The 24,806-nt window shown below is 73.0% G+C and carries 24 protein-coding genes; 15 read left to right on the top strand and 9 right to left on the bottom strand.

The window, feature by feature from the left end:
- Window positions 1-181: 181 nt before the first annotated feature.
- The 3 genes from FH608_RS22390 to FH608_RS22380 are packed head-to-tail and all read left to right on the top strand — an operon-like array spanning window position 182 to window position 3,417.
- Window positions 182-1,102, top strand: coding sequence for a carbohydrate ABC transporter permease (locus FH608_RS22390; protein WP_139632536.1), 921 nt, complete (start codon window positions 182-184; stop codon window positions 1,100-1,102).
- On the top strand, window positions 1,099-2,004 hold the full coding sequence (locus FH608_RS22385) for a carbohydrate ABC transporter permease (protein WP_226899777.1): 906 nt from the start codon (window positions 1,099-1,101) through the stop codon (window positions 2,002-2,004). Before FH608_RS22390 ends, FH608_RS22385 begins: the two co-directional genes overlap by 4 nt.
- 36 nt (window positions 2,005-2,040) lie before the next feature.
- Window positions 2,041-3,417, top strand: a complete 1,377-nt coding sequence (locus FH608_RS22380) for an ABC transporter substrate-binding protein (protein ID WP_139632535.1) — start codon at window positions 2,041-2,043, stop codon at window positions 3,415-3,417.
- 14 nt (window positions 3,418-3,431) lie between these two features.
- On the opposite strand, the gene FH608_RS22375 is transcribed toward FH608_RS22380, so the two are convergent.
- Genes FH608_RS22375 through FH608_RS22365 form a run of 3 tightly spaced genes read right to left on the bottom strand, consistent with a single transcriptional unit; the run spans window position 3,432 to window position 5,866 of the window.
- Window positions 3,432-4,601, bottom strand: a complete 1,170-nt coding sequence (locus FH608_RS22375; RefSeq protein WP_139632534.1) for a thiolase C-terminal domain-containing protein — start codon at window positions 4,599-4,601, stop codon at window positions 3,432-3,434.
- The gene (locus FH608_RS22370) at window positions 4,598-5,023 is read right to left on the bottom strand and encodes a Zn-ribbon domain-containing OB-fold protein (protein WP_139632533.1); all 426 of its coding nucleotides are present in this window, start codon (window positions 5,021-5,023) and stop codon (window positions 4,598-4,600) included. Before FH608_RS22370 ends, FH608_RS22375 begins: the two co-directional genes overlap by 4 nt.
- Window positions 5,024-5,053: 30 nt before the next feature.
- Window positions 5,054-5,866: an SDR family NAD(P)-dependent oxidoreductase gene (locus tag FH608_RS22365; RefSeq protein ID WP_139632532.1), complete on the bottom strand. Its 813-nt coding sequence runs from the start codon at window positions 5,864-5,866 to the stop codon at window positions 5,054-5,056.
- Window positions 5,867-6,042: 176 nt separating this feature from the next.
- Here FH608_RS22365 and FH608_RS22360 point away from each other — a divergent pair, with 176 nt between their 5' ends.
- On the top strand, window positions 6,043-7,515 hold the full coding sequence (locus FH608_RS22360) for an MFS transporter (protein WP_139632531.1): 1,473 nt from the start codon (window positions 6,043-6,045) through the stop codon (window positions 7,513-7,515).
- A gap of 55 nt (window positions 7,516-7,570) precedes the next feature.
- Here FH608_RS22360 and FH608_RS22355 read toward each other — a convergent pair whose 3' ends face one another.
- The 3 genes from FH608_RS22355 to FH608_RS22345 form a co-directional block, all read right to left on the bottom strand.
- The gene (locus tag FH608_RS22355; RefSeq protein ID WP_139632530.1) at window positions 7,571-8,869 is read right to left on the bottom strand and encodes an SRPBCC family protein; all 1,299 of its coding nucleotides are present in this window, start codon (window positions 8,867-8,869) and stop codon (window positions 7,571-7,573) included.
- A gap of 62 nt (window positions 8,870-8,931) precedes the next feature.
- A complete protein-coding gene (locus FH608_RS22350; RefSeq protein WP_139632529.1) occupies window positions 8,932-9,438 on the bottom strand; it encodes a hypothetical protein in 507 nt (168 codons plus the stop codon).
- 87 nt (window positions 9,439-9,525) lie between these two features.
- On the bottom strand, window positions 9,526-9,762 hold the full coding sequence (locus FH608_RS22345) for a hypothetical protein (RefSeq protein ID WP_139632528.1): 237 nt from the start codon (window positions 9,760-9,762) through the stop codon (window positions 9,526-9,528).
- A 545-nt stretch (window positions 9,763-10,307) separates the two neighbouring features.
- Between FH608_RS22345 and FH608_RS22340 the strand changes: the two genes are divergently transcribed.
- Window positions 10,308-11,282, top strand: a complete 975-nt coding sequence (locus tag FH608_RS22340; protein ID WP_226899776.1) for a phytoene/squalene synthase family protein — start codon at window positions 10,308-10,310, stop codon at window positions 11,280-11,282.
- Between the two features lie 66 nt (window positions 11,283-11,348).
- Window positions 11,349-12,221, top strand: coding sequence for a DMT family transporter (locus FH608_RS22335; protein ID WP_139632527.1), 873 nt, complete (start codon window positions 11,349-11,351; stop codon window positions 12,219-12,221).
- On the opposite strand, the gene FH608_RS22330 is transcribed toward FH608_RS22335, so the two are convergent.
- Window positions 12,181-13,326, bottom strand: coding sequence for an MGDG synthase family glycosyltransferase (locus tag FH608_RS22330; protein ID WP_226899775.1), 1,146 nt, complete (start codon window positions 13,324-13,326; stop codon window positions 12,181-12,183). The genes FH608_RS22335 and FH608_RS22330 overlap by 41 nt on opposite strands.
- A 131-nt stretch (window positions 13,327-13,457) precedes the next feature.
- Here FH608_RS22330 and FH608_RS22325 point away from each other — a divergent pair, with 131 nt between their 5' ends.
- From FH608_RS22325 to hpnH, 7 genes are all read left to right on the top strand, one after another.
- Entirely contained in the window at window positions 13,458-14,270 is an 813-nt protein-coding gene (locus FH608_RS22325; RefSeq protein ID WP_139632525.1) for a polysaccharide deacetylase family protein, read from the top strand.
- 94 nt (window positions 14,271-14,364) lie between these two features.
- On the top strand, window positions 14,365-15,240 hold the full coding sequence (hpnC, locus tag FH608_RS22320; RefSeq protein ID WP_226899774.1) for a squalene synthase HpnC: 876 nt from the start codon (window positions 14,365-14,367) through the stop codon (window positions 15,238-15,240).
- A 31-nt stretch (window positions 15,241-15,271) separates the two neighbouring features.
- Window positions 15,272-16,612, top strand: a complete 1,341-nt coding sequence (hpnE, locus tag FH608_RS22315; protein ID WP_139632523.1) for a hydroxysqualene dehydroxylase HpnE — start codon at window positions 15,272-15,274, stop codon at window positions 16,610-16,612.
- A complete protein-coding gene (locus FH608_RS22310; RefSeq protein WP_139632522.1) occupies window positions 16,609-17,619 on the top strand; it encodes a polyprenyl synthetase family protein in 1,011 nt (336 codons plus the stop codon). Before hpnE ends, FH608_RS22310 begins: the two co-directional genes overlap by 4 nt.
- 1 nt (window position 17,620) lies before the next feature.
- Window positions 17,621-19,588 (top strand): squalene--hopene cyclase, encoded by a 1,968-nt coding sequence (shc, locus tag FH608_RS22305; protein WP_139632521.1) that lies wholly within the window; start codon window positions 17,621-17,623, stop codon window positions 19,586-19,588.
- Entirely contained in the window at window positions 19,585-21,078 is a 1,494-nt protein-coding gene (ispH, locus tag FH608_RS22300; RefSeq protein WP_139632520.1) for a 4-hydroxy-3-methylbut-2-enyl diphosphate reductase, read from the top strand. The genes shc and ispH overlap by 4 nt, the downstream gene beginning before the upstream one ends.
- On the top strand, window positions 21,075-22,079 hold the full coding sequence (gene hpnH / locus FH608_RS22295; protein WP_139632519.1) for an adenosyl-hopene transferase HpnH: 1,005 nt from the start codon (window positions 21,075-21,077) through the stop codon (window positions 22,077-22,079). The genes ispH and hpnH overlap by 4 nt, the downstream gene beginning before the upstream one ends.
- 25 nt (window positions 22,080-22,104) lie before the next feature.
- Here hpnH and FH608_RS22290 read toward each other — a convergent pair whose 3' ends face one another.
- Window positions 22,105-22,842, bottom strand: a complete 738-nt coding sequence (locus FH608_RS22290) for an SDR family NAD(P)-dependent oxidoreductase (protein WP_139632518.1) — start codon at window positions 22,840-22,842, stop codon at window positions 22,105-22,107.
- A 248-nt stretch (window positions 22,843-23,090) separates the two neighbouring features.
- Between FH608_RS22290 and FH608_RS22285 the strand changes: the two genes are divergently transcribed.
- Window positions 23,091-23,462, top strand: coding sequence for a peptidase inhibitor family I36 protein (locus FH608_RS22285; protein WP_226899773.1), 372 nt, complete (start codon window positions 23,091-23,093; stop codon window positions 23,460-23,462).
- A 216-nt stretch (window positions 23,463-23,678) separates the two neighbouring features.
- Window positions 23,679-24,119 (top strand): GntR family transcriptional regulator, encoded by a 441-nt coding sequence (locus FH608_RS22280; RefSeq protein WP_226899772.1) that lies wholly within the window; start codon window positions 23,679-23,681, stop codon window positions 24,117-24,119.
- Between the two features lie 21 nt (window positions 24,120-24,140).
- On the opposite strand, the gene FH608_RS22275 is transcribed toward FH608_RS22280, so the two are convergent.
- Window positions 24,141-24,773, bottom strand: a complete 633-nt coding sequence (locus FH608_RS22275) for a hemerythrin domain-containing protein (RefSeq protein ID WP_139632517.1) — start codon at window positions 24,771-24,773, stop codon at window positions 24,141-24,143.
- Window positions 24,774-24,806 lie beyond the last annotated feature (33 nt).

Raw genomic sequence — 24,806 nt, 5'->3', positions numbered from 1 at the left:
GAGGAGTTCAGACTACGGGACACCTTCTGTATGTTCACGTAAACATGTGATCGTCGCCACCGCCCCGGCGAGCAGGACCCGGCGGCGCAGGTGGACCCATCCCTCCGACGCCCGCACGCCCCGACAAGGAGAGCTCAGTGCCAGTCTTCGTGGCAGCGCGAACATCGCGCAGGAGCCCGGGATGACCGCTCCCGCCGTGCCCGCCCCGAGATCCGGCCTCGCCCGGCCGTTCCTGCGCCTGCGCGTCGCCGGCTACGCCTTCTTCCTGCCCTTCCTCGTGGCCTTCCTGGTCACGGTGGTCGCGCCGCTGGCGTACGCCATCTACCTGAGCTTCTTCCAGGACCGCATGATCGGCGGCACGGTCTTCTCGGGCCTGGCCAACTACGCCCGCGCCATCGGCGACGCGCTGTTCGGGGCCGGGCTGCTGCGGGTGGCGCTCTTCCTGGTCGTCCAGGTGCCGATCATGCTGCTCATCGCCCTGGGCTGCGCCCTGGCCATCGACAGCGGCCGGCTGCGCTGGCCGTCGCTGTTCCGCATCACGATCTTCATGCCGTACGCGGTGCCGGCCGTGGTGGCGGCCCTGATGTGGGGCTACATGTACGGCGACGAGTTCGGCCTGGTGGGCCAGATCGGCGACGCGCTCGGCGTCGCGCTGCCCGACCTGCTGTCGCGCTCCTGGATGCTGGCCTCCATCGGCAACATGGTGACCTGGGAGTTCGTCGGCTACAACATGATCATCCTGTACGCCGCGCTGCGGGCCGTCCCCGAGGAGCTCTACGAGGCCGCCGAGATGGACGGCGCGGGGGCGATCAGGATCGCCTGGAGCATCAAGCTGCCGGCGCTGCGCCCCGCGCTGCTCGTGGCCACCGTCTTCTCGATCATCGGCAGCTTCCAGCTCTTCAACGAGCCGAACATCCTCCAGACGCTCGCGCCCGCCGTGATCACCACCAGCTACACCCCCAACATGTACGCCTACAACCTCGCCTTCAACGGCCAGCAGATCAACTACTCGGCCGCCGTCGCCGTCGTGCTCGGCCTGGTCACCGTGGTCGTCGCGTACGCGGTGCAACTCCTCACCGCGAGAAGGGAGAAGACGCTGTGACCGCCGTCGCCGCGGGCCGGCCGGGCGCGCACCGATCCGCCAAGGCGCGGCGCCGCCGCAGGAGCCCCGCCCTCACCGTGATCATGCTGGTGATGTTCGTGTACGCGGTGCTGCCGCTGTTCTGGCTGCTGGCCAACGCCAGCAAGAGCGGCGGCGACCTGTTCTCCACCTTCGGGCTCTGGTTCGGCGGGGACTTCCACCTGTTCGCCAACATCGGCGACACGCTCAGCTACCAGGACGGCATCTTCCTGCGCTGGTTCGGCAACACCGTGCTGTACTCCGTGGTGGGCGCGGGCGGCGCCGCCCTGCTGGCCACCATCGGCGGTTACGCCCTGGCGAAGTACGACTTCCCGGGCCGGCGACTGCTGTTCGCGATGGTGCTGGGCGCGATCTCCATCCCCGGCACGGCCCTGGCGGTGCCGACGTACCTGCTGTTCAGCCGGGTCGGGATCGTCGACACCCCGTGGGCGGTGCTCATCCCGTCGCTGTGCAGCCCGTTCGGCCTCTACCTGATGCGGGTGTACGCGGCCGACGCGGTGCCCGACTCGATCCTGGAGTCGGCCCGGATCGACGGGGCCGGCGAGTTCAGGATCTTCCGCACCATCGCGCTGCGGCTGCTCGCCCCCGGCTTCGTCACCGTCCTGCTCTTCGCGCTGGTCGCGACGTGGAACAACTATTTCCTGCCGCTGATCGTGCTGAACACCCCGGACTGGTTCCCGCTCACCGTCGGCCTCAACCAGTGGAACGCCCAGGCCAACAGCGGCACCTCCGGCGCCGGTGACGCGACCTACCAGCTCATCCTGACCGGCAGCCTGCTGTCCATCGTGCCGCTGATCATCGCCTTCCTGGTGCTCCAGCGCTTCTGGCAGTCGGGCCTGGCCACCGGCAGCGTCAAGCAGTAATCCCCCCATGAGTGAGACCGTGAGTGAGGAACCCGTATGAGAACACTTCCATCGCGTGTCGTGATCACCGGGGCCGCCGCGGCCCTGTCACTGTCGCTGGCCTCGTGCGGCGGCGGCAGCGGCGGGGGCGCCTCGGACGCCGCTCCGGCGGCCGCCGCCCCCAGCGCGTCGGCGGCGGTGCAGGACGCGCTGACGAAGCCGGCCGAGCTGACGTTCTGGACGTGGGTCACGGGGATCGAGAAGACCGTCGCCCGCTTTGAGGCGAAATATCCGAACATCAAGGTGAATGTGGTTAACGCGGGGCAGTCCGCCGACCAGTACACCAAGCTGCAGACCGCCATCAAGGCCGGCTCGGGCGCCCCCGACGTGGCGCAGGTCGAGTACTTCGCGCTCCCGCAGTTCGCGCTCTCCAAGCAGGTCGTCAACCTGGCCGACTACGGCGCCGGCGCGCTCAAGGACAAGTTCGCCGCGTCGGCGTGGGCGCAGGTCGCGATCAACGGCGGCGTCTACGGCATCCCCCAGGACACCGGGCCGATGGCGATGTTCTACCGCAAGGACATCTTCGACAAGCTCAAGATCGAGCCGCCGAAGACCTGGGCGGAGTTCGTGGAGGCCGCCAAGAAGGTCAAGGCCGACAACCCGGACAACTTCCTCACGACCGTCGACCCCGGTGACGCCGGGGGCGTCGACAGCATGATCTGGCAGGCGGGCGGCACGCCGTTCAAGACCTCGGGCGAGAGCAACGTCAGCGTGTCCCTCGCCACCGACCCCGGCGTCAAGCAGTGGGTCTCCACCTGGTCCACGCTGCTCGGCGAGAAGCTGGTCGACCCGCAGCCCGGCTGGACCGACGAGTGGTGGAAGGGCATGGGCTCCGGCAAGTACGCGGTCTGGCTGACCGGCGCCTGGGCCCCCAACGGCATCGTCAACTCCATCCCCAAGACGAGGGGCAAGTGGGCGGTCGCGCCGATGCCGCAGTACGACGCGGCCCAGCCCATGAACGCCGAGAACGGCGGCTCCTCGGTGGCGGTCATCCCCCAGAGCAAGAACATCCCGGCCGCCGTCGCCTTCGCCGAGTGGCTCAACTCCGACCCCGAGGCCGTCAAGTCGCTCAACGAGGAGGCCGGGCTGTTCCCCGCCACGAAGGCGCTGCTCGACGACCCGGCCTTCCGCGACGCGCCGCTGGACTTCTTCGGCGGGCAGAAGATCAACCAGGTGCTGAGCGACGCCTCGGCCGCCGTCCGGCCCGGCTGGCAGTACCTCCCGTTCCAGGTGTACGCCAACAGCGTCTTCAAGGACACCGTGGGCCAGGCCATCGACGGCGGCGGCGACCTGAACGCCGCGCTGAAGGCGTGGCAGGACCGCATCACCGCGTTCGGCACCGAGCAGGGCTTCACCCTCAGCAGCGGCGGCTGAGCCCCGCCCGGTGGTCAGGCGGTGCGGTTGCTCAGCACCAGCGTGCCGGCGGCCATGAACATGCCGCCGTTGCCCAGCGCCACGCTGACCTCGACGCCCGGCACCTGCGCGGCGGCCTGGCCGCGCAGTTGCCGCACCGACTCCTGGATGAGGAACATGCCGTACATGCCGGTGTGGGTGTAGGACAGCCCGCCGCCGTTGGTGTTGAGCGGCAGCCGCCCGCCGGGCTCGGTGTTGCCCTCGGCGATGAACGCCCCGGCCTCGCCGCGCCCGACGAAGCCCATGTCCTCCAGCCCGTAGATCGGCACGTGCGCGAACGCGTCGTAGATCATCAGGTGGTCGACGTCGCCGTGCGAGATGCCGGCCTCCGCGAACGCCTCCGCGCTGGAGCGGCGGAACGCCGCGGAGGTGGTGAAGTCCTCCATCTGGGAGATCAGCGGCGACTCGAAGGTCTCCCCCGTGCCCAGGATGTGCACCGGGGGCTGCGGCAGGTCGCGGGCGCGCTCGGCCGAGGTGATCACGAGCGCCCCGCCGCCGTCGGTGACCAGGCAGCACTCCAGCAGGTGCAGCGGGTAGGAGATCATCCGCGAGTTCAGCACGTCCTCGACGGTGATGGGCTCGCGGTAGCGGGCGCGCGGGTTGCGGGCCGCCCACTTGCGCTGCGCCACCGGCACGTACGCCAGCTGCTCGGGCGTCAGCCCGAACTCCTTCATGTACCGCAGCAGCGGGATCGTGAACATGGTGGGCGGGCCGAGCACTCCGTAGGGGGCCTCGAACTGCGCGTTGGGGCTGGAGGGCGGCAGCATCCCGTACGCCGCGCCGACCCGGGACTTGCCCGACTCGCCGTGGGTGACGAGGATCGTGCTCGCGTGACCGGCCCGGATGGCCGCCACGGCGTGCCGTACGTGCAGGAGGAACGAGGTACCGCCCACGCCCGTGCCGTCGATCCACCGGGGCCGGATGCCGAGCGCGTGCGCCACCTGGATCGGACCGGGCGCCGAGACGCTGGCGATGCCGTCGATGTCGGACATCCGCAGGCCGGCGTCGGCCACGGCGTTCCGCGCGCCCTCCACGTGCAGCCGCAGCGTGGAGTGCTCGGGCAGCACGCCCACCGCGTCCGTCTCCGCCGCGCCGGCGATCACCACGTCGCCCCCGTTCGCCGGGCGCGCCGTCGGGCCGCTCATCGGGCCGCCTCCGTTCCGGCCGGGGTGAACTGCGGGATGGTGACGTCCCCGCGCTGCTCGAACGTGACCTGGAGGTCCATGTCGAGCACCAGGTTGTCCGGGGTGTTGTCGATGCCGACGATGTTGGCCATCATCCGCGGGCCCTCTTCCAGCTGCACCACCGCGATCGCGTACGGCGCGTCCTGCTCGAAGCCCGGGGCCGGGCGGTGGTTGATGGTGTACGAGTACAGGGTGGCGCGCCCGCTGGCGGTGATCCATTCGAGCGCGGCCGAGGCGCAGAACGGGCAGCAGGGGCGCGGGTAGAAGAACGGCCGGCCGCAGTCGAGGCAGCGCTGGATCTTCAGCTCGCCCCGGGCGGCGGCGTCGAAGTACGGTCGCGTCTCCGGTGTCGGCACCGGGGTCGGCTTTCCTCTGGCGGGCACAAGACTCCTTCGTGCGTGGTTGAGCGGGGGTCAGGGGGCGAGCCCGAGCTCGGCCAGCAGTTCCTGCGAGTAGGCGATGCGGCCGGTCAGCTCGCTCGCCGGGGCGTGGCACAGGGCCAGCGCGGCGGCGGCCATCACCTCGGGCGGCTCGGCGTTCGGGTCGTCCTCGGTGGTCAGGTGGTGGAACAGGGTGCCGGGGGTGGGCACGACCTGGGTCGGGGCGAGCGAGTTGACCGCGATCCCGTCGGCGTACAGCTCGGCGGCCAGGCCGGTGCTGAGCCGTTCCAGGGCCGCCTTGCACATGCCGTACACCGTGCCGCCCAGGCCGGCGTACGGTCCCGGTGGGATCTGCGGGTGCCGGGCGGCGACGGAGGAGATGTTGAGGATCCAGCCCCGCCCGCGCTCGCGCATGCCGGGGATGACCAGCTGAGCCAGGTGCGTCGGCGCGGTCACCTGCACCTCGAACATCAGCGCGGCGCGGCGCTCGGTGAAGTCGGCGACGGGGGTGAAGTAGGTGACGGCGGCGTTGTTGACCAGGATGTCGACGGCGCCGTAGCGCTCGCGTACCTGCTCTGCCAGCCGTACGCGGTCCTCGCGCGCGGACAGGTCGGCGGCGAAGGCCTCCGCGGTCCCGCCCGCGGCGCGGATGCCGGCCACCGTGTCCTCCAGGGTACCGGGCAGCCGGCTGGTGCCCTCGGTGAGCGTGCGCGCGCTGACCGCCACGCGCGCGCCCTCGGCGGCGAACCGTGCCGCGATGGCGGCGCCGATGCCCCTGCTGGCCCCGGTCACGAGTGCGACCTGGCCGTCGAGCACGCCCTTGTCCTGCCCGTTCTGCCCGCTCATGGCCGCCCCAGCCTCCCGTTTTAGAATCTCGTTCTGGAATCAGCTTCGGATCCGAGGGTCCCCGCTGTCAAGGCCGGCGGGCATGACGGCGCTTGACCGGCTGATTAAGATTCTAGTATTCAGATCTAGAATTACGCCGAGCCGGAGGGGTGGTACGCGATCATGCCGATCGAACGATGACTACGGCCGAGCGCACGCACGCCGCGCCGGCCGAGGAGCGGGAGCGGCTGCGCCGCGCCTGGCGCATCCTGTCGGTCGTGAGCCTGGCCAGCGTGCTCACCGCGCTCGGCGGCAGCGCGCTGAACGTCGCGCTCCCCGAGGTCGTACGCCAGACCCACGCCGGCGCCGACGCCGCGAGCTGGATCCTCATCGCCTTCCAGCTGACCACGACCGTGCTCACCGTCGTGTTCGGCCGGCTCGCCGACATGTTCGGCCGCCGCGCGATGTACCTCACCGGCCTGGCCACCTACACCCTCGCCAGCCTGCTGGCCGGCCTCGCACCGGACGCCTGGATCATCGTCGCGCTCCGGGTCCTGCAGGCCGCCGGCACCGCCATGCTGCTCACCAACAGCGCCGCGATCGTCACCGACGCCTTCCCCCGCGCCCGGCTGGGCGAGGGCATGGGCGTCTACACCGCGTCGTTCTCCATCGCCCAGCTCGTCGGCCCCACGGTCGGCGGCTTCTTCACCGAGCACCTCGGCTGGCGGTGGGTGTTCTGGTACAACGTGCCGATCGGCCTGATCTGCCTGGCGTGGGGCGCGTTCGTGCTGCCCAGGGGGCGATCGTCCAGCGGCGAGCGCGGCCTCGACCTGACCGGCAACGTGCTCGTCCTGGCCGGGCTCGGCGGGCTGCTGCTGGCGCTGTCGGAGGTCACCCGGCTCGGCTGGGGCCACCCACTGGTCGCCGGCGGCGTGGCCGCCTTCCTGCTGGCGCTGCCGCTGTTCGTGTGGCGCGAGGGCAGGGCCCGCCATCCGGTGGTCGACCTGCGACTCTTCCGCGACCCGCCGTTCGCGCTCGGCACCGCCGCGTCGTTCCTGAACTCCGTGGCCCGCGTCTCGGTGGTGTTCCTGGTGGCGCTGTTCTTCCAGGCCGTACGCGGTGAGGATCCGGTGCCCGCGGCGCTGAAGGTGCTGCCGCTGTCGATCGCGGCCATGGCCGCGTCGGTGACGTCCGGCTTCCTGCAACGGCGGCTGAGCCCGCGGACCGTGACCGTGATCGGCACCTCGCTGACCGCCGCCGGCCTGGCCGGGCTGCTCTGCACCATCTCCGCGACCGTCCCCTACGCCGCGATGGCCGCGTTCCTCGTGCTCATCGGCGTCGGCTCCGGGCTGTTCCTGCCGTCCAACACCACCGTGCTGCTCGACGGCATCCCCTCCAACCGGCTCGGCATCGTCAACGCCATGCGGCTGATGCTGCAGAACACCGGCGGCGTGGTCGGCACCGCCATGGTGCTGTCGGTCATCACCGTCCCACTGCCCGCCGCCCTGCACGACGTCGTCTTCGCCGGGACCCTGTCACAGGCGGCGCCCACCGCCATCCCGGACCTGGTCACGGGATACCGGTGGGCGCTGGGCTGCATGACGGCCGTCGCCGTGCTGAACGTGCTCACCTGCCTGGCCCGTCACGGCACGCGCCGCGCCGTGACCTGACGGCAGGGGGCCTCTGGTGTGCAGCTCTCGTCGGCGGCTCTCTGTCGGCGGCTGATCACCCGCGCCGGCGGACGGGGCGCTCCGCCACGCGCGTCCCGGTCCTTCCGGCGGGGCGCCGTGCGCGGACCGGCTCCTCCTCCTCTTCTTCCTCCTCGGGCTCCTCTTCCTCCTCCGGCTCCTCCTCTTCCTCTTCCTCGGGCTCTTCTTCCTCCCGCTCCTCTTCCTCGGGCTCTTCCTCCTCGGCCCGTTCGGGCTCCTCCTCGCCCTTCTGGGCGCGCTCCTCCTCCATGGCCGTCTCGTGATCCTTGACGACCTGGCTGTCGCGGATCTCGCCGCGCCAGCCCTCGCCGACGCTGTCCGGGTTCAGCAGGAGGTGCGTCATCACGTGCCGCCTGAAGTGCTTGAGCTCCAGCCGCGCGCGCCGGCCCTGGGCACGCCACAGGTTGCCGGTCCGCTCGAACATCCCCTGCGGGTGGTACTCGAGCACCACCAGGACACGGGTCAGGTCGCCGGTGATCGCGTGGAACGTCACGGCACCGTCGACGTAGCCCTTCGCGCCCTCCGACCGCCAGATGATGCGCTGGTCGGGGATCTGCTCGACGATGTGGGACTTCCACGTCCGGTGGGACCAGAAGACCTGCGCCTTCCAGCTGAGCTCCTCGTCCGATTCCTGGTTGACCGTCTCCACCTTCTTCATGAAGGTGGGGAACTCCTGGAACTGGGTCCACTGGTCGTACACAAGGCGGCGGGGCGCGCCGATGTCGATCGCCTCGACGATGTTGACGATCTTCTGCTTGCCGCCCTTGCCGCCCTTGCCGGTGAGCTTCTGGAACATGCCCTTCAGCCCGCCCTTGAGGCCGCCTTTGATCCCGCCCTTCAGGCCGCCCGTGAGACCGCCCTTCAGGGCACCGCCCAGCAGGCCGCCCTTCAGGGCTCCGCCGAGCAGGCCACCGGTACTGTTCGAGCCGGTCACCGCGCTGATGAGGCTCTTTCCGCCGTTTTCCGCGTAGTCGGTCAGCCGGCCGGCCAGCCCCTCGATCTTGTCCTCCGCCGACTCGACCAGCCGCTCCCCGGCCGCCTGCAGCAGGCCCTGCGCCTCCTGGGCGAGCCGGTCGGTCGGCAGGCTCGCGAGGAGCGCGCTCCCGGCCTTCTTGACCGTGCCCGTCGCCGCGCCGGCAGCGCCCTGACCGGCCTTCCTCGCCGTACCCGCGGCGCCCCTGGCGACGCCCGCCGTGCTCTGACCGGCGCTTCTCGCGGCACCAGCCGTGCTCTGGCCGGCGCTCCTGGCGGCACCGGCCGCGCCCTGGCCGGCGCTCCTGGCCGCGCCCGCGGCGCTCCTCGCCGTTCCCGTCACCGCTCGGCCGGTTCCCCGAACCGCCTGACCGGCTCGTCCGGCTCTTGTCTCGGTCACCCGGCTCACCTCCGTGACTGGCCGGCCCGCCGTGTGGGACGGGCTCCTCGCCTCATCCCCTCGGGCGGGAGCTCCTGCTCGTCCTCGTACTCCTCGTAGTCCCGGGGCTCCTCGTAGTCCTCGTCCTCGTAGTCCCGGGGCTCCTCGTAGTCCTCCTCGTCGGCCGCCTTCGCGGCGCGACGGGGTTCCTTCTCCGTCCCCCGCGTGCGCAGGGACTCGGCGCGTTCGTGCAGCTTGTCGCTCAGGGAGTCGATCTGCCTGCCGGCCGCCGCCACCGCCGCCGCCTTGCCCACCTCCATGAGATCCCCACGGAGGCGGTCGGCGATCTGCCCGACCTCGGCGTTGGAACTGAGGGCCTTGAGCCCCTGCGCCAGCAGGCCACCCTGACCACCCATGCGCGCCCGGCCGACCAGCCCCGCCAGCACCAGCGCCGCGGCCGTGAGCAACTTGCGGCGCCGGCCGAGGTAGTAGCCCGCGAGCACGGCAAGGGCTATCCGCGAGGTGTTCGACATGATCAGTGCTCCTTTCCCGCCCGATCGGCTGCCCCCAAAAGGGACAAAGAACCAGATATCAGGGAAAGTTGGACAGAGTTTGGACGCTCAGGCCACCTCGGCGGCCTCTCCGACCTCCTGAAGGATCAGGAACCGGTGCTGGCCTGCCAGCAGGTGGCCGATCCCCACGATGCCCAAGATGGGCCACTCCACGATCTCCAGGACGCCCAGGGCGGCCAGGACCACGTAGTAGGCGACGCACTGGGGCTCCGGCTTGGTGACTTTGCCGAGCACGGGCAGCTCGATCTGCTGCCGGTGCGCGGGCGCGATGCGCGTGGCGACCATGGTGTCGCTCCTTCGATCGGAACTCGCGGTCCGCTGCCCTCCACCCGATGCGGTAACCCGTGCCGGGGTAAAGCTTCGCGGCGGCCGCCACCCGGGGGCCAGTGTGCCGATGCCCGGTAACCGATTGCTACCATCCGTGTTGTCACGACTCCCCCCGATGAGTTGTCAAGGGGGACGAGATGTCAGACACAGAGCCTCCACCGCCTTCCTCTTCCGTCATAGAGGCATGGATCGGACAGGTTCTCCTGCTCGCCGGTGTGCGGCCGCTCGCGTACGCCTCACTCCCGTGCCCGCGGCAAAGGCCGCCGAAGGCGCCGCCGTCCCGCGCGCGGGCCGAGGACCCGTGAGCCCGCGGCGCCAGGAATTCCCGGCCGATTCAGGGGTTCGGCCGGACGGCCGCGGGCAATTGAGTAAAGCGCTTTTATCGCGGACCGCCCGTCATTCAGCGGTACGTAAATTGTTCACACAGCGACGCCTGACAATGTGCCATCAGGCGGTTACCCGGGTTTATCGCCATGACATAACGGACAGCCATCAATCATGTCATGGGGGAAATCACACCAACGGCCGCCGCGGCCATGATGCTCATCCGCACCCCGCGCCTGCGGCGGCGACCCGGTAACACCTCCTCGCGGGACGAAACCGGGCCGGTGGGCGTCGATGACGCCTACCGGCTCTGCGAGCAGATCATGCGGACCCAGGCCCGCAACTTCTCGTACGGCCTGCGACTGTTGCCCGCCCCCAAACGCCGGGCGCTCAGCGCCATCTACGCCCTGGCCCGCAGGATCGACGACATCGCCGACGGGAACGCCCCGGCCGGTCAGCGCCAGGCCCGGCTGTCGGCGCTGCGCGCCACGCTCGACGTGACCGCCCCGGCGCCGCACGACCCCGTGCTGGTCGCGCTCCGCGACGCCACCCACCGCTACCCGATCCCGATCGAGGCCTTCGCCGACCTCATCGACGGGTGCACGGCCGACGTGCACGGCACGACGTACCGGACCTTCGAGGACCTGCTCGGCTACTGCAAGTGCGTGGCGGGCTCCATCGGGCGGCTCTCGCTCGGCGTGTTCGGGACCGCGGACGTCAGGGCGGCCACCCCGCTCGCCGACGCGCTCGGCGTCGCCCTGCAGATCACCAACATCCTGCGCGACCTGCGCGAGGACCGCCTTGCCGGCCGGGTCTACCTGCCCGAACGCGACCTGCGGCGGTTCGGCTGCACGCTGGTGATCGACGAGCGCGGGCGCTTCGCCGACCCGCCGGACCGGCTGGCCGCGCTCGTGCGTTTCGAGGCCGATCGCGCCCGGGGCTGGTTCGCCACCGGCACGCGGCTGCTGCCCATGCTCGACCCGCGCAGCGCCGCCTGCACCGCGACCATGGCCCTGATCTACCGGCGCCTGCTCGACCGCATCAGCGCCGACCCGGCGGGGGCGCTGGCGGCGCGGCTGTCGCTGACCACGAGGGAGAAGACCATGGTGGCGGTGGGGGCCCTCGCCCAGGCCGGGCGCGGGAGAGGCCGGTAGGGCCGTGGACCTGGCGCGCACTCCTGCCCGGCGCGAGCACCGTACACCGGAGAGGCGGGCGCTCCGTTGATCGGCGCCGGGATCCTGGCGTTCTTCGCCGCCGCGTGCAACGCCGCGTCGTCGGTCCTGCAGCGGCGCGCGTCGCTGTCCGCCTCGCCGGACCTGGAGTTCCGCCTGGGCCTGTTCTGGGCGCTGATCCGCAACCCGGTGTGGCTCTGGGGCATCGGGGCGCTGATCGGCGGGTTCATCTTCCAGGCCGCCGCCCTGTCCATCGGCGGCATCGCGCTGGTCCAGCCCGCCCTGGTGATCGAGCTGCCGCTCACCATGATCATCCTGTCCATCGCGTTCAACGCGAGCCTGGACAGGAAGGCCTGGATCGCGATCTGCTCGTTGACGGGGGGCCTGGCGCTGTTCCTGGCGGCGGCGGCTCCGGGGCCGGGCCGGTGGACGCCCGCGACCGCCGAGTGGATCGTCGCCACGGCCGCGACAGCGGGCACGGTCGGCGCGCTCGTCGCGGTGGCGGCCCTGACCACCGCCACCGCCGCCCGCCCCGCCCTCCTGGGCATCGCCGCCGGCATCAGCTTCGCCTTCACCGCCACGCTCATCAAGAAGACCACGATGATCTTCCAGCAGGACCCGGGCCAGCTCTTCGTGACCTGGCCGCTGTACGGCATGGTCGCCGCTGGGCTGTGCGCCGTGTTCCTCCTGCAGAACGCCCTGCACAGCGGGACCCTGGTCGTCGCCCAGCCGGCGCTGACCATGAGCGACCCGATGGCCGGGATCCTGTACGGGGCGCTGATGTTCGGGGAGCCGATCCGTACCGGCTCCTGGGTGGTGCTGGAGGTGGTGGGCGTCGGCCTCATGGTCTACGGCCTCATCGAGCTGAACCGCTCGCCGCTCATCCAGGCGCAGAGCCTGATCCCCCCGGACTCGAGATGAGACCCGCCTGGACGGGCATCGAGTAGAACAGCGCGGAGGCCCGGTCGGTCTGGCGCTTGCGGGCCCTGGGGTCGTCGAGCAGGTCCAGCGCCTCCAGCAGCTCCGGCTCGCTGCCGGTGTGCAGGCTCGCGCCGAGCGCGGCCATGGCCCGCGCCCCGTCACGGCCGTGCCCGGGGATCGGCCGGTGGACGACCACCGGCAGCCCGGCGGCGAACGCCTCCTGGCAGGTCAGGCCCGAGCCGTTGTCGACCAGGGCGTGGGCGGAGGCCATGAGCTCGGGCAGGTCGTCGCGCCAGCCGAGCGCGGGCCCCACCCCGGCCTCGTCGAGGCGGCGCCGCAGCACGGCGTTGTTCCCGCACAGGACGAGCGGCGTGTACCGGCCCGTGGCGGCCACGGCGCGGGCGGTCGCGACGATCTCGCCGACGCCCCAGGACCCGCCCGACACCAGGACGAGCCGGTCGCCGGGGTCCACGCCGAGCCTGCCCGCCACGCGTCCCGGATCGGCCGTCGCGCGCGCGAAGTCCGGGCGGACGACGGGGGCGCAGCGGAGCGCGGGCCGGTGCGTCCGAGCGGCGATGTGGCCGATGATGTCGGGGTTCGGGCACAGGTAGCGGTCGTTGCCGCCGTGCAGCCAGAGCCGGTGCACCGAGAAGTCCATGACCAGGACCGTGCTGGGGCAGGCCAGGCCGCCCCGCTCGCGCAGCCGCCCGGTGATCTGCGCGGCCAGGTGGAAGGTGGAGACCACCTCGTCGGGCGGGCGGGCCTCGACGAGCCGGCGCAGGCGGGGCACGGCGAGCATCGTGAGCGGTGACGTGCTCGACGACGCGGCCGGCGAAGTGCCTGGTGAAGTGCCCGATGATGTGCCCGATGATGTGCCCGATGTCCGTTTGCCGAGGAAGAAGACCTGGTAGATGAGTTCGTAGAGCCAGGGGGCCCGCAGGATCATCCAGTGATACCAGCGCCGCAGCGCCGGTCCCAGCCTGAGCGGGAAGAGCCGGAGGACATCGATGATCTCTACGTCCGCGTTCTCGGCGGCCAGCCGCGCGGCCAGCTCGGCCGCGACGCCGTCGTGGCCGGTGCCCATCGCCGCGGTGAGGATGAGCACCCGCCGCGGCCTGCCCGCGTCACAACGGCTCGCGTCACGGCCCGCGTCACGGTCCGCGTCGCAAGAGCCCGCCTCGCAACGGTCCGCGTCGTCCCGGCCCGTCATGGCCGGCCGCCCGGGGAGGTAGCACGATGAGACTCCGCACCCTGCCGCTCGGCCTGGCCGGCCTGGCGCTGCTGCACGCGGGACCGGCCGCGACCTGGCTGCCGCGGGTGCGGCGGCGGCTGCCCGGCCTGGCCGGGGTGGGCCACCCCGGCCACGTGGCGATCACGTTCGACGACGGCCCGCATCCCGGTTCCACCCCGCGCTTCCTCGACGAGCTGGCGCGGCTGCGCTGCCACGCGACGTTCTTCGTCCTCGGCGAGCTGCTCGAACGCCACCAGCCGCTGGGCCGGCGCATCGTGGCCGAGGGTCACGAGCTGGCCGTGCACGGGTGGCGGCACGGCAACGCGCTGCTCGCCCCGCCCGGACGGGTGGCGGCCGAGCTCGGCCGCGCCGCCGACCTGGTGGAGCAGGTCGCCGGGGTCCGCCCGGCGTGGTACCGCCCGCCGTACGGCGCCCTCAGCCTTGAGGCGCTGGTCGCCGCCCGCCTGCGCGGGCTGCGCCCGGTGCTGTGGACCGACTGGGGCAGGGACTGGGAGGAGACGGCCACGCCGGACTCGGTGCTGGCCACCGTCACCGCCGGACTGCGCGGCGGGGCGACCGTCCTGCTCCATGACTCCGACCACGTCTCCGTCCCAGGCTCCTGGCGACCGGCGCTCGACGCCCTCCCCGCGCTCGTGGGCCACTGCCGGCTCATGGGCCTGTGGGTCGGACCGCTGCGCGACCACGGCGTGGCGGGCGCCACGCATATCAGCGGGGAGAGTTCAGATATTGGGCTGCCCTTTTACCGGCGTATTCAAACGCCGATTTCCACGCCCGCGGGCAACGGCGCCGCCCGGTAAATTCCGGGCCAATCGCGCGGCAATTCCGGGGCAACACAATATGGAACCAATGCGGTCATGTTTGTCATGTCCGGTCGCGGATAACTTTCCTGTCGTGCAGTCAGAGAGAGGCCATTCGCGAGAGCTGGCGGAAAAGGCGCGCCGGGAGAACTTCCCGGTGGCCTCGCGGCTGCTGCCGCGCCGCCACCGCGACCACCTCATGGCCGTGTACGGCTTCGCGCGCTCGGTGGACGACGCCGGCGACGACGAGCCGGGCGACCGGCTGAGGTTGCTGGCCGACATCGAGGCCGACCTGGTCCGGCTGTACGCCGGGCAGGCCCCGAAGCTGGCGCCGATCCGCGCGCTGGCCCGCACTGTGCGCGAGTGCGGCATCCCGGCCGAGCCGTTCCACCGGCTCGTCGAGGCCAACCGGCGCGACCAGACGGTCACCCGCTACGAGACGTTCGACGACCTGCTCGGCTACTGCGAGCTGTCGGCCAACCCGGTCGGCCACCTCGTCCTGTACGTGTTCGGGGAGGTGAGCGGCCCCCGGCTGGCCCTGTCCGACCGGGTGTGCTCGGCGCTGCAGGTGATCGAGCACTGCCAGGACGTCGGAGAGGACTACCGGCGCGGGCGCGTCTACCTGCCGGGCGAGGATCTGCGGCGGGCCGGCTGCCCGCTCGACGACCTAAGCGCGGCGGCCACGTCCCCGAGGCTGCGCCGGGTGGTCGCCCTGCAGGCCGCGCGGGCGGGCAGGCTGCTGGCCGAGGGGCAGACGATCGTCTCCTCGCTGTCCGGCTTCGCCCGTACGGCGGTCGCCGGTTACGTCGCGGGCGGCCACGCGACCCTGGCCGCGCTGCGCGGCGCCCGCTACGACGTCCTCGCCCGTACCGTCCGGCCGCGGCGCGCCCGCCTGCTCGCGGCGTGGGCGCGCGTCCTCATGACCATGAGGTGGCCCGGTGCCGGTCTCCAGCGGCTCCCGTCGGCATGAGAGGGCGGCCGGTGCCCGCGGCAGGGCGCACATGGTGACCTCGGACCCCGCTCCGGTGGCGGTGATCGGCGGCGGCCTGGCCGGCATCTCCGCGGCCGTCGCGCTCGCCGAGGCCGGCTGCCCCGTGACGCTGTACGAGGCCCGTCCGAGACTGGGCGGCGCCACCTACTCCTTCCGCCGCGACGGCCTGACCGTGGACAACGGCCAGCACGTGTTCCTGCGCTGCTGCACGGCGTACCGGGGGCTGCTCGACCGGCTCGGCGGCGCCGGGCTGGTGGACCTGCAGAGCCGGTTCGACGTGCGGGTGCTCGGCACGGCGGGCCGGTCGGGGCGGCTGCGGCGCGCCGCGCTGCCGGGGCCGCTGCACTTCGTGCCCGCGCTCGCCGGCTACCGCCTGCTCGGGCCGGCCGAGCGGTTCCAGGCGCTGCGCGGCTCGATGGCGCTGCGCAGGCTCGACCCGGCGGATCCCGTCCTCGACACGATGACGTTCGGCAGCTGGCTGGCGGCGCACGGCCAGGAGGCCCCGGTACGAGAGGCGCTGTGGGAGCTGCTGACCGTGGCGGCCCTGAACACGGGCGCCGAGCAGGCCTCGCTCGGCCCGGCGGTGAAGGTCTTCAAGACCGCGCTGCTCGGCCGGCCGGACGCCGCGGACCTGGGCATCCCCCGGGTCCCGCTCGGCGAGCTGCACGACGGCGCCGCCCGCGCCGCCATCGGCAGGCTCGGCGGCACGGTACGCCTGTCGGCCAAGGTCACCGCCATCGAGCCGGGCCCGGTCCTCGTCGTGGACGGTGCCAAGGTCCCGGCCTCGGCGGTCATCGTGGCCACCCGGCACGAGCAGGCGGCCAGGCTGGTTCCCGCGCCGGCGGCGCCCGGCCGGGACCGCTGGGGCGCCCTGGACGCCAGCCCGATCATCAACGTCCACGCGGTCTACGACCGGCCGGTCATGCGCCTGCCGTTCGTCGCCGTCACCGGCTCGCCGGTGCAGTGGGTCTTCGACAAGACCCGCGTCGCCGGGCTGCGCCGGGGACAGTACCTCGCGGTGTCGGTGTCCGACGCCGGCGGCTGGATCGACCGGCCGACCGCGGACCTGCGCGAGGTGTTCGTCCCCGCGCTGCACGAGGTGTTCCCGGCCGCGCGCCGGGCCCGCCTGACCGACTTCTTCGTCACCAGGGAACGGCGCGCCACCTTCCTGCAGGCCCCCGGCAGCGGAGCGCTCCGCCCGCCGAGCGCCACCCGATGGCCCGGCCTCTACCTGGCCGGCGCCTGGACCGACACCGGCTGGCCGGACACCATGGAGGGGGCCGTACGCAGCGGGCTCCACGCCGCGCGCCTGGTCAGGCAGCACATCCGACACCAGGAGACCGTGTCATGACGCTCACCCTGCCACCCGCCGAGGCCGCCCGAGAACTCGTCGAGCCGGTGCTCCGCGAGGCCGTCGACCGCCTGGACGCGCGCGCCGCGCGCGTCGCCCGCTACCACTTCGGCTGGGTCGACGAGGCGGGCCGGCCCGCCGCCGCCGGCGGCAAGGCGCTGCGGCCCACGCTCGCGGTGCTGTCCGGGCGCGCCGCGGGCGCCGGCCTCGACGGGTGCCTGCCGGCCGCCGCCGCGGTGGAGCTGGTGCACGCCTTCTCGCTGCTGCACGACGACGTCATGGATGACGACCCGGTACGCCGCCACCGTCCCGCCGCCTGGACCGTGTTCGGCCGCTCGGCGGCCATCCTGTGCGGCAACGCCCTGCTCACCGTGGCCGGGGACCTCCTGCTCGAACAGGGGACCCAGGGCCACGTCGAGGCGGCGCGCGCGCTCAACCGCGCCACCCTCTCGCTCGTCGCCGGCCAGGCCCTCGATCTGGAGTTCCAGGACCGCGGCGACGTGACGCTCGACGAGTGCCTGCTCATGTCGCGGCACAAGACGGCCTCGCTGCTGGCCTGCGCCTGCTCGATCGGCGTCACGGCCGCCGGGGGGCCGGCCGCGCTCACCGAGGCGCTGACCGGGTTCGGCACCGAGGCGGGCCTGGCCTTCCAGCTGGCCGACGACCTGCTCGGCATCTGGGGCAGGGCCGAGCAGACCGGCAAGCCGGTGCTGTCGGACCTGCGTACCCGCAAGAAGAGCCTGCCCGTGGTCGCCGCGCTCACCGGCGGGACGCCGGCCGGGCACCGCCTGGCCGGGCTGCTGGCCCGGCCGGAGCCGCTGGCCGAGGCCGACCTGCACGACGCCGCCCGCCTCATCGAGGAGGCCGGCGGCCGGGCCTGGGCCGAGCGGGAGGCCGCCCGGCGCCTCGACGCGGCCACCCGGCACCTCGCGAACGCCGACCTGCCCCCTGACGTGCGCGACGAATTCCTGCACATCGCCCGCTTCCTCGCATCCAGGGACCACTGACATGACCACCCTCGGGACACCGACCACCGGCGAGACGCCGGCCATCCGCGAGACGCCGGACGCCCTCGGGACGCCCGGCACACTCACCGGCCCGATCACCGGCCCGATCACCGGCGCAGAGCAGGCCCTTCAGGCCGCCTGCGACCACCTGATCGGCCTGCGCTCCGCCGAGGGCTGGTGGAAGGGCGAGCTGCAGACGAACGTCACCATGGACGCCGAGGACCTGCTGCTGCGGGAGTTCGTCGGCATCCGCACCGAGGAGGACACGGCCGAGGCCGCCCGGTGGATCCGCTCGGAGCAGCGGGCCGACGGCACGTGGGCCAACTTCCACGGCGGGCCGGCCGACCTGTCCACCACGATCGAGGCGTACGCCGCGCTGCGGCTCGCGGGCGACCCGCCCGACGCCGAGCACATGCGCGCCGCCGCCCGGCAGGTGCGTGACCTGGGCGGCATCGAGGCGAGCCGGGTGTTCACCCGGATCTGGCTGGCGCTGTTCGGCGAGTGGGAGTGGCGGGACCTGCCGGTCATGCCGCCCGAGATGATCTACCTTCCGTCGTGGTTCCCGTTCAACGTCTATGACTGGGCCTGCTGGGCCAGGCAGACGATCGTGCCGCTGACCGTCGTGACGGCGTACCGGCCGGTGCGCCCGCTGCCCTTCCGGCTGCCGGAGCTGCGCACCGGGCTGCGGCCTGAGCGGGCACGGCGAGGGGGCTGGGAGGCGGCGTTCGGCGCGCTGGACAAGGTGCTGCACCGCTACGAGCGGCGCCCGGCGCGGGGGCTGCGGCGGGCCGCCGTGCGCCGCGCCGTGGAGTGGATCGTCGCGCGCCAGGAGGCGGACGGCTCGTGGGGCGGCATCCAGCCGCCGTGGGTGTACTCCGTGATCGCGCTGCACCTGGCCGGCTACCACCACGACCATCCCGTGATGCGCAAGGCGATCGGCGGGCTCGACCGGTTCACGATCCGCGACGAGAAGGGCCGGCGGCTGGAGGCGTGCCAGTCCCCGGTCTGGGACACGGCGCTGGCGGTCAACGCGCTGCTCGACGCCGGCACGCCCGCCGACCACCCGGCCGTCACCGGGGCCGCCGACTGGCTGCTGCGCGAGGAGATCACCAGGGCCGGCGACTGGGCGGTGCGCAGGCCCGCCCTGGCGCCCGGCGGGTGGGCGTTCGAGTTCGACAACGACGGCTACCCCGACACCGACGACACCGCCGAGGTGGTGCTCGCGCTGCGCCGCCTGGACCGCACCGGCATCCGCCCGGCGGTCGAGCGCGGCGTGCGCTGGATGACCGGGATGGCCTCCCGCGACGGCGGCTTCGCCGCCTTCGACGCCGACAACGACCGCGCGCTCATCACCAAGCTGCCCTTCTGCGACTTCGGCGCGGTCATCGACCCGCCGTCCGCCGATGTCACCGCGCACGTCGTCGAGGCCCTGGCCAAGGAGCGGCCGCACTCCCTCGCCCTGCGCAGGGGCGTGGTCTGGCTGCTCAGGGCGCAGGAGCGGGACGGCTCGTGGTTCGGCCGCTGGGGCGCCAACCACGTGTACGGCACCGGCGCCGTGGTGCCCGCCCTCGTCGCGGCGGGGGTGCGCCCGTGGCACTCCTCCGTGCGCCGGGCCGTGGCCTGGCTCGAACACCACCAGAACGACGACGGCGGCTGGGGCGAGGACCTGCGCTCCTACCGCGACCCGTCCTGGATCGGCCGGGGCGCCTCGACGCCCTCGCAGACCGCCTGGGCCCTGCTGGCCCTGCTCGCCGCCGGCGAGCGCTCCCAGGCGGTGGAGCGCGGGGTGCGCTGGCTGGTCGGCAACCAGCGGCCGGACGGCACCTGGGACGAGCCGTACTTCACCGGCACCGGCTTCCCCGGCGACTTCTACATCAACTACCACCTCTACCGGCTGGTCTTCCCGATCAGCGCGCTCGGCCGCTACCTGCGCCGCGACGGGACCCCGGCCGGTCCGGAGGCGCCATGACGGGCCTGCTGATCTGCGCCGCGCTCGGGGTCGAGGTCCGGGCCATCAGGCGCGGCCTGCCGTCTCCCCACCTCGGCACCAGGGTGATCGCGACCGGGCTAGGCCTCCGCCGGGCCGGCCGCGCGGCCGCCCGGCTGGGCGGGCGCGAGGCGGTGGCCGTGGTCGGCTTCGGCGGCGCCGTCCACGAGAGCCTGCGCCCGGGCGACGTGCTGGTGGCGAGCGAGGTCCGGTTCAGGGGACGGGTGCATCCGTGCCCCTCCGCCCCGCTGCTCGCGGGCGAACTGGCCAGGGCCGGGCTGCCGGTCAGGGTGGGGCCGCTGGTCACCTCCGGCCACGTCGTCATGGGCGCCGAACGCCGCCGCCTGGCCGCCGAGGGCGCGTACGCCGTGGACATGGAGACCGGGCCGCTGGCCCGCGCCGCCGAGGGACGGCCGCTGGCCGCCGTGCGCGTCATCGTGGACACGCCGCGGGCGCCGCTGCTCAGCCCGGGGACGCTCGCCCGGGGCATGGCGGCCCGCCGCACGCTCGCCCTGCTCGGCCCCGTCCTGACCCGCTGGTCGGCGGCCACCGGGCCGCGCACCGTGCTGCTCGCCGCCCCGCGCTCCTTCTGCGCGGGGGTGGAACGTGCCATCGAGATCGTGGAGCTCGCGCTCGAGCGGTACGGCCCGCCCGTCTACGTGCGCAAGCAGATCGTGCACAACCTGCACGTGGTGGAGGACCTGAACCGGCGGGGCGCGGTGTTCGTCGACGAGCTCGACGAGGTGCCCGCCGGGGCGGTGGCCATCTTCTCCGCGCACGGCGTGGCTCCGGAGGTGCGCGAGGAGGCGGCCCGCCGCGACCTGCGGGTGGTCGACGCCACGTGCCCGCTGGTCTCCAAGGTGCACGCCGAGGCCCGCCGGTTCGCCTCCGAGGGGCGGCTGGTGCTGCTCATCGGGCACGCCGGGCACGAGGAGGCCGAGGGCACGCTGGGCGAGGCCGGCGATTCGGGCGTGCTCGTCCAGACCGTCGAGGACGTGGCGGCGCTGCCGCCGGACCGGCCGGTGTCGTACCTCATGCAGACCACGCTCGCGGAGGACGAGGCGGCGGGGATCGCCGCCGCGATCCGGGACCGCTTCCCCGAGGCACGGGGGCCGCGGCGCAACGACATCTGCTACGCGACGACCAACCGCCAGCAGGCGGTGCGCGCGATCGCCGAGGAGTCCGACGTGGTCGTCGTCGTGGGCTCCGCCAACTCCTCCAACTCCCAGCGCCTGGTGGAGGTGGCCGCCCATCACGCGCCCGCCCACCTGGTGGACGACCGGGGCGGCATCGCCCTCGACTGGCTCGCCGGCGCCCGTACCGTCGGGCTCACCGCCGGCGCCTCCGCGCCGCCCGCGCTCGTCGACGACATCGTCGCCGCGCTGCGCGGGCTCGGCGAGGTGCACGTCGAGGAGCGGGTGATCGCCCGAGAGACCGTGCAGTTCTCGCTACCCAAGGAAGCGCTGTCATGACGATTCCGCTGCGGCAAAGCCTGCGCATCGGCGGCTACATCCTCGGCCAGCGGCTCCGGGGACGGTCGAAGTTCCCGCTGCTGGTGGAGCTGGAGCCGTTGTTCGCCTGCAATCTCAAGTGCGCCGGGTGCGGCAAGATCCAGCATCCCGCCGACGTGCTGAAGCGGCGCATGCCCGTGGAGCAGGCCGTCGCCGCCATCGAGGAGTGCGGCGCGCCCATGGTGTCGATCGCCGGCGGCGAGCCGCTCATGCACCCGCAGATCGGCGAGCTGGTCCGCCGCCTCATCGAGATGAAGAAGTACGTCTTCCTCTGCACGAACGCGCTGCTGATCCCGAAGAAGATCGACGAGTTCGAGCCCTCGCGGTTCTTCGCCTGGACCGTGCACATCGACGGCGTGCGCGAGCGCCACGACGCGTCCGTGTGCAAGGAGGGCGTCTTCGACGACGCGGTGGCCGCCGTGCGCGAGTGCCGGCGGCGCGGCTTCCGGGTGACGACCAACACCACGTTCTTCTCCACCGACAGCCCGCAGACCGTCATCGAGGTGCTCGACTACCTCAACGACGACCTGGCCGTCGACCAGATGATGATCTCTCCCGCCTACGCCTACGAGAAGGCGCCGGTGCAGGACCAGTTCATGGGCGTCCGGGAGACGCGGGCGCTGTTCCGCGAGGCCTTCTCCGGCGGGCGGCGGCGGCGCTGGCGCTTCAACCACTCGCCGCTGTTCCTCGACTTCCTGGAGGGGCGGGTCGAGCTGCCGTGCACGGCGTGGGCCATCCCGTCGTACTCGCTGTTCGGGTGGCAGCGGCCGTGCTACCTGATGTCCGACGGGTACGCGCAGACCTACCGGGAGCTGATCGAGGACACCGACTGGTCGGCCTACGGCCGGGGGCGCGACCCGCGGTGCGACAACTGCATGGCGCACTGCGGGTACGAGCCGACCGCCGTGCTGGCCACGCTCGGCTCCCTGAAGGAGTCGTTGCGGGCCATCAGAAGCGCCTAGGCCACCTCGCTCAGCCTCTCCCCGGTCAGCCGAAGCGGCGGGCGAGGCGGCGGAACGGGCCGGGGGCCGCGCCGCGCAGCCGGGCCGGGAGCCTGAGCCAGCCCGGCACGAACGACTCCGGCCGGCCGTGCCGGATCGACGCCACGATGGCCCGCGCCACCCGCTCCGGCGCGATCGGCGCGGGCCAGCCCCGGGTGTACGGGGCGCCGCGCCGTACGAAGAAGGGGGTGTCCACCACGCCCGGCAGCAGCACGGACACGCCGACGCCCGGCACGGCGTGCAGTTCGTGGCGCAGGCCCTCGGCGAAGGCCAGCAGCCCGGCCTTGCTGGCCGAGTAGACGGCCTCCCGCGCCACGCCCACCGCCCCCGCGATCGAGGCGACGAACACCACGTGCCCGCGGCCCGCCGCCACCATGCCCGGCAGCAGCAGCCGCGTGAGCGCGATCGGCGCGGCCAGGTTGACGGCCAGCACCTGCTCGGCGCTGCCGTCCGGCATGTCCACGAACGGCCCGGCCCAGCCCACGCCCGCGTTGTTCACCAGGACGTCCACGTGGCCCGCGCGCGACGCCAGGTCGGCGGCCTGCGTGGTGACGTCGCACACCAGCACGCGCCCGCCGGTGGCGGCGGACACGGCCGCCAGGCGCTCGCGGTCGCGCCCGGCCAGCGTCAGCCGGGCCCCGGTGCCCGCCAGAGCCCGCGCGGTGGCCGCCCCGATCCCCGAGGAGGCCCCGGTGACCAGGACATGGGCGTCGTCCAGCCTCATAGTCGTGTGCTTTCCACTCCTCCGCCGTCTCAACCGCCCCCTTGCCCGCCCCCCTCGACCGCTGACGTCGCGCCCGCGCGTGCCGCGCCGCCGGGTGCCCCGCTATGACGTGGCCGCCAGTTCTTCCCCACCCCCGGTCCAGATCTTGTCACCGGCCGGCGGAAGCGCTGAGTGTCCGTGCTGTTACATCCTGTGATGCGAGCCGCCCGGAACGGGCCGGGCGGCACGTACACGAGGAGAGACTCTCGATGAGATCGACGACACGCGGCATGCGGCTCGCCACCCTCACCGGCGCGGTCGGGCTCGCCGTCCTGGCGTGCGCCACACCGGCCCTGGCGGCGACGCCGTCCGCCGCCAGGGCCGGCGACATCTGCCTCTGGAGCGGCCGCGACTACACCGGCGCGTCGTGGTGCTGGAACCCGGGCAACGGCTACGTGGACGTGCCGCCGGCCCTGCACGACAACGTGGGCTCCTTCCAGGCGGACGCCGCCGGCTGCTTCATCAACTGGATCCACGTGCCCGACCGCAAGGAGACGCGCGTGGTCCGCGACGGCGACTACCGCAGGGTCTACAAGAACGACTTCGGCGGCAGGATCGACGCCGTGGCGCCCCGCTGCTAGATCCCCGGCGGGGCACGGGGATGACGGCGGGCTCCGGACGGTTCGCGGGACGCCGTCACCGGAGCCCGCCACGCCCTCGCCGCTGAGCGTGGCCGTGGGGTGCCGGGCGGGCGCTCCACCAGCGGGCCGGCTCCTCCACCGGAGGCGCACAAAATTGTGCACAATCTGGTTGCCACTAGCTTGGCTTCGTCAGGCAGTGACGGAGGAGGGCGTGCGATGCCGTACGACGACGGCCCGGCCAGCGGTGAGGAGGCGATCGCCATCACCGAGTGCCGGATGGTGCTCGAAGGGCTGTGCGCCGCCAAGGCGGCGGCGCGGGCCACCGACGCGCAGCTGGCCGAGCTGGCGGCCTTGGGCGAGGCGATGGCGGAGGCCGTGGCGGCCGGGGAGCCGCTGACGTACTCGACGATCAACCACGAGCTGCACGCCCGCATCCGCGACATCTCCGGGCAGCGGCCTGCGGTGGAGCTGCTGGAGCGGCTCAACGCCCAGCTGGTACGGCACCGGTTCCAGCTGGCTCTGCGTCCCGGGCGGCCGCAGCGGTCGCTCGGCGAGCACCTGGCGCTGATCGAGGCCATCCGCGCCCGTGACCCGGAGGCGGCCCAGGCCGCCGCGCACGCCCACCTCGCCGGCGTCATCGACGCCCTGGGCCGGTAGCCGGCCTGATTCCGAGGTCCGTCAGCCGAAGACCTGGGCGACGCGGCGCTCGTACGCCCGCCGCCAGGCCAGCCGGTACAGCACCCGCAGCAGCAGCGGCGCGGTGGCGAAGACGTGGGCCCGCTGCTCCTCGGTCGCGGCGTCCAGGGTCCACGCGGCGACCATGGGCAGGTCGCGCCCGTGGCTCTTGCTGACCGCCTTGCCCGCCTCCTCCCACCACTCGGGCGAGACGTGCGCGCGGATCAGCGGCACCACGCGGGACTCCTCCAGGTCGAGGTGCGCGTTCAGCAGGTCGTGCAGCCTGCGCAGGTCCGCGGCCTGGTCCGCGGCCGGGCGGCGGGGGCCGGTCAGGCGCTCGATCACGGCGTCGATCTCCTGGTGGTCGGACTCCAGCCGGTCCAGCACCTCGGTGGCCTCGGGGACCCGGGAGCGGAGCAGGGGCCAGATGTTGACGTCCTCGTCGGCGTGGTGGTGGTGCAGCGCCCGCAGTTGCATGGCGGTGTGCTCGTCGATGAGCGCGCGGCGGGCCTCGTCACCGGCGGGGCAGCGGTCGAGCGCGTCGGCGAGGCGGCCGAAGTCGCGGCGCAGGCCGCGGTGGAAGGCCAGGAAGAGGGTGAGGTCGGGGCCGGTGAGGTGTTCGGTGTTCGTCGTCATGTGCCCACGATGGCCCCGCCCTCTTCAGCGCCA

The sequence above is a fragment of the Nonomuraea phyllanthi genome, from assembly GCF_006334985.2.
Classification (GTDB): Bacteria; Actinomycetota; Actinomycetes; order Streptosporangiales; family Streptosporangiaceae; genus Nonomuraea; species Nonomuraea phyllanthi.
This window is presented reverse-complemented; position numbering and strand designations above follow the sequence as displayed.